Here is a 4604-nt window from a genome sequence, read left to right on the forward strand (position 1 = left end):
GTAGGGACTTGACGGTACTGTAAGAATAAGGATCGGCTAACTCCGTGCCAGCAGCCGCGGTAATACGGAGGATCCGAGCGTTATCCGGAATTATTGGGTTTAAAGGGTTCGTAGGCGGCTTTGTAAGTCAGTGGTGAAATTTCCTAGCTTAACTAGGACACTGCCATTGATACTGCAGAGCTTGAATAATATGGAAGTAACTAGAATATGTAGTGTAGCGGTGAAATGCTTAGATATTACATGGAATACCAATTGCGAAGGCAGGTTACTACGTATTTATTGACGCTGATGAACGAAAGCGTGGGGAGCGAACAGGATTAGATACCCTGGTAGTCCACGCCGTAAACGATGGATACTAGCTGTTCGGTTTTCGGACTGAGTGGCTAAGCGAAAGTGATAAGTATCCCACCTGGGGAGTACGTTCGCAAGAATGAAACTCAAAGGAATTGACGGGGGCCCGCACAAGCGGTGGAGCATGTGGTTTAATTCGATGATACGCGAGGAACCTTACCAGGGCTTAAATGTAGATTGACAGATTTGGAAACAGATTTTTCTTCGGACAATTTACAAGGTGCTGCATGGTTGTCGTCAGCTCGTGCCGTGAGGTGTCAGGTTAAGTCCTATAACGAGCGCAACCCCTATTGTTAGTTACCAGCGCGTTAAGGCGGGGACTCTAGCAAGACTGCCGGTGCAAACCGTGAGGAAGGTGGGGATGACGTCAAATCATCACGGCCCTTACGTCCTGGGCTACACACGTGCTACAATGGCAAGTACAGAAAGCAGCTACCTGGCAACAGGATGCGAATCTCCAAAGCTTGTCTCAGTTCGGATTGGAGTCTGCAACTCGACTCTATGAAGCTGGAATCGCTAGTAATCGGATATCAGCCATGATCCGGTGAATACGTTCCCGGGCCTTGTACACACCGCCCGTCAAGCCATGGAAGCTGGGGGTACCTGAAGTCGGTGACCGCAAGGAGCTGCCTAGGGTAAAACTAGTAACTAGGGCTAAGTCGTAACAAGGTAGCCGTACCGGAAGGTGCGGCTGGAACACCTCCTTTCTAGAGAATAATTATAAAGTATGATACTTTACTCTCGCTGTTAATACCAAAAAAAAGAATAAAAGAATTAAGTAATACAGAGTCTCGTAGCTCAGCTGGTTAGAGTACTACACTGATAATGTAGGGGTCGGCAGTTCGAGTCTGCCCGGGACTACTAGTTTACTAATTTGAAAAGGAATATTTTAGAGGTTGCGTTATCCACAACCCACAAGGCACAGATAACACACTATCTAACTTATGGGGGATTAGCTCAGCTGGCTAGAGCGCCTGCCTTGCACGCAGGAGGTCATCGGTTCGACTCCGATATTCTCCACAAGGACTAATTGTCCAACCGTTCATTGACATATTGATAAAACTTAACTAACAAAACAGTTAGAAAGAATAAAAAAGATATAGAAATATATAGAAAGTACGATTCGATAAGAATTGTAAGCACATAAGCAAAATAAGGGCGTATGGGGAATGCCTAGGCTCTCAGAGGCGAAGAAGGACGTGATAAGCTGCGAAAAGCTACGGGGATTGGCACACACGAATTGATCCGTAGATATCCGAATGGGGCAACCCACTATATTGAAGATATAGTATCCTGTATAGGAGGCGAACCCGCTGAACTGAAACATCTAAGTAGGCGGAGGAGAAGAAAACAAAAGTGATTCCGTAAGTAGTGGCGAGCGAACGCGGAGTAGCCCAAACCAAAGTTGTTACGGCAATTTTGGGGTTGTAGGACCACGATATTTCTTGCGGATTGAATTAGAATTACCTGGAAAGGTAAACCACAGAGGGTGATAGTCCCGTATAGGTAAGAGAAGATAAGAATAGTGGTATCCTGAGTAGGTCGGGGCACGTGAAACCTTGATTGAAACTGGCGGGACCATCCGCTAAGGCTAAATACTCCTGAGAGACCGATAGTGAACCAGTACCGTGAGGGAAAGGTGAAAAGAACCGTGAATAACGGAGTGAAACAGATCCTGAAACCATACGCCTACAAGCGGTCGGAGCCCATTAGTTGGGTGACGGCGTGCCTTTTGCATAATGAGCCTACGAGTTACCGTTGCTGGCAAGGATAAGTGATTAAGTCATGGATCCGTAGCGAAAGCGAGTCTTAATAGGGCGCTTTAGTCAGTAGTGGTAGACGCGAAACCGTGTGATCTACCCATGGGCAGGTTGAAGTTTAGGTAACACTAAATGGAGGACCGAACCGTTTAACGCTGAAAAGTTTTCGGATGACCTGTGGGTAGGGGTGAAAGGCCAATCAAACTCGGAAATAGCTCGTACTCCCCGAAATGCATTTAGGTGCAGCGATAATCGATAGTTACTTAGAGGTAGAGCTACTGATTGGATGCGGGGGCTTCACCGCCTACCAATTCCTGACAAACTCCGAATGCTAAGTAATGATAATTATCAGTGAGGGCATGGGTGCTAAGGTCCATGTCCGAGAGGGAAAGAACCCAGACCATCAGCTAAGGTCCCCAAATGTATGCTAAGTTGAAAAAACGCGGTTTGATTGCCCAGACAGCTAGGATGTTGGCTTGGAAGCAGCCATTCATTTAAAGAGTGCGTAACAGCTCACTAGTCGAGCGATCGAGCATGGATAATAATCGGGCATAAGTATACTACCGAAGCTATGGATTTGCGCATTATATGCGTGAGTGGTAGGGGAGCATTCTAACGGCGCAGAAGGTGATTTGTGAGAATTGCTGGAGCTTTTAGAAAAGAAAATGTAGGCATAAGTAACGATAAGGGGTGCGAGAAACACCCCCGCCGTAAGACTAAGGTTTCCTGAGCTATGCTAATCAGCTCAGGGTTAGTCGGGACCTAAGGCACACCCGAAGGGGGACGTCGATGGCCAACGGGTTAATATTCCCGTACTACTAATAATTGTGATGGAGTGACACAGTGATGAAAGCACCGCGAACTGACGGAATAGTTCGTTGAAGCACGTACCTATAGGTTTGATAGTAAAATGCGTCGAACTTGGAGAAATGCGATAGTACTTTGCGTCTTCGGACAACGAGATAGTGTGCCTAAGGGCTGTCAAGAAAAGCTTCTAAACTTAGATTATTAGTACCCGTACCGTAAACCGACACAGGTAGTCGAGGAGAGTATCCTAAGGCGCTCGAGAGATTCATGGCTAAGGAACTAGGCAAAATAGACCTGTAACTTCGGGAGAAAGGTCGCCAGCGCAAGCTGGCCGCAGTGAAAAGGTCCAGGCGACTGTTTATCAAAAACACAGGGCTCTGCAAAATCGTAAGATGACGTATAGGGCCTGACACCTGCCCGGTGCTGGAAGGTTAAGAGGAGATGTTATCGATGAGTAATTGTTGAGAAGCATTGAATTGAAGCCCCAGTAAACGGCGGCCGTAACTATAACGGTCCTAAGGTAGCGAAATTCCTTGTCGGGTAAGTTCCGACCTGCACGAATGGTGTAACGATCTGGACACTGTCTCAGCCATGAGCTCGGTGAAATTGTAGTATCGGTGAAGATGCCGATTACCCGCAGTGGGACGAAAAGACCCTGTGCACCTTTACTATAGCTTAGTATTGTTCTTGGATAAGTGATGTGTAGGATAGGTGGGAGACTGTGAAGTGGCGTCGCTAGGCGTTGTGGAGTCATTGTTGAAATACCACCCTTTGCTTATTTGAGATCTAACTCCTTGATTAAGGAGGACATTGCTTGGTGGGTAGTTTGACTGGGGTGGTCGCCTCCAAAAGAGTAACGGAGGCTTCTAAAGGTTCCCTCAGCACGCTTGGTAACCGTGCGTAGAGTGCAATGGTATAAGGGAGCTTGACTGAGAGACTAACAAGTCGACCAGGTACGAAAGTAGAGCATAGTGATCCGGTGGTTCCGCATGGAAGGGCCATCGCTCAAAGGATAAAAGGTACGCCGGGGATAACAGGCTGATCTCCCCCAAGAGCTCATATCGACGGGGGGGTTTGGCACCTCGATGTCGGCTCGTCACATCCTGGGGCTGGAGAAGGTCCCAAGGGTTGGGCTGTTCGCCCATTAAAGTGGCACGCGAGCTGGGTTCAGAACGTCGTGAGACAGTTCGGTCTCTATCTACTGTGGGCGTTAGAAATTTGAGTGGATCTGATTCTAGTACGAGAGGACCGAATTGGACCAACCTCTAGTGCATCTGTTGTCTCGCCAGGGGCATCGCAGAGTAGCTACGTTGGGAAGGGATAAGCGCTGAAAGCATATAAGTGCGAAACCCACCACAAGATGAGATTTCTTTAAAGGGTCGTTGGAGATTACAACGTTGATAGGCTATAGATGTAAAGACAGTAATGTCAAAGTCGAGTAGTACTAATAACCCGTAAGCTTATGTGAATCTCCCCTTGTTTAACTACAAGGGGAGGGCAACTTTCTAAGGATAGTTAAGTTAAAATATCAATATAGTTAACAATATTAGTTACGTTTAGTAACAACCGATTTAAGGTGGTTATTGCAGCGGGGCTCACCTCTTCCCATTTCGAACAGAGAAGTTAAGCCCGCTAGCGCAGATGGTACTGCTAACCAGTGGGAGAGTATGTCGCCGCCTTTCTTTA

The 4604-nt window shown here is 47.2% G+C and carries 2 tRNA genes and 3 rRNA genes; all 5 read left to right on the plus strand.

The features are described 5' to 3' along the window. Positions 1–1058: ribosomal RNA gene (locus HX049_RS18110) — 16S ribosomal RNA — on the plus strand; the annotation flags it as partial. A gap of 80 nt (positions 1059–1138) precedes the next feature. Then, a tRNA-Ile gene (locus HX049_RS18115) sits at positions 1139–1212 on the plus strand. A gap of 85 nt (positions 1213–1297) precedes the next feature. Continuing rightward, positions 1298–1371: transfer RNA gene (locus tag HX049_RS18120), tRNA-Ala, on the plus strand. A gap of 121 nt (positions 1372–1492) precedes the next feature. After that, a 23S ribosomal RNA gene (locus HX049_RS18125) occupies positions 1493–4386 on the plus strand. Positions 4387–4490: 104 nt separating this feature from the next. Continuing rightward, positions 4491–4600, plus strand: a 5S ribosomal RNA gene (gene rrf / locus HX049_RS18130). Positions 4601–4604: the final 4 nt, after the last annotated feature.

The organism is Myroides odoratimimus, from assembly GCF_030326305.1.
In the GTDB taxonomy this organism is placed as follows: domain Bacteria; phylum Bacteroidota; class Bacteroidia; order Flavobacteriales; family Flavobacteriaceae; genus Flavobacterium; species Flavobacterium odoratimimum_A.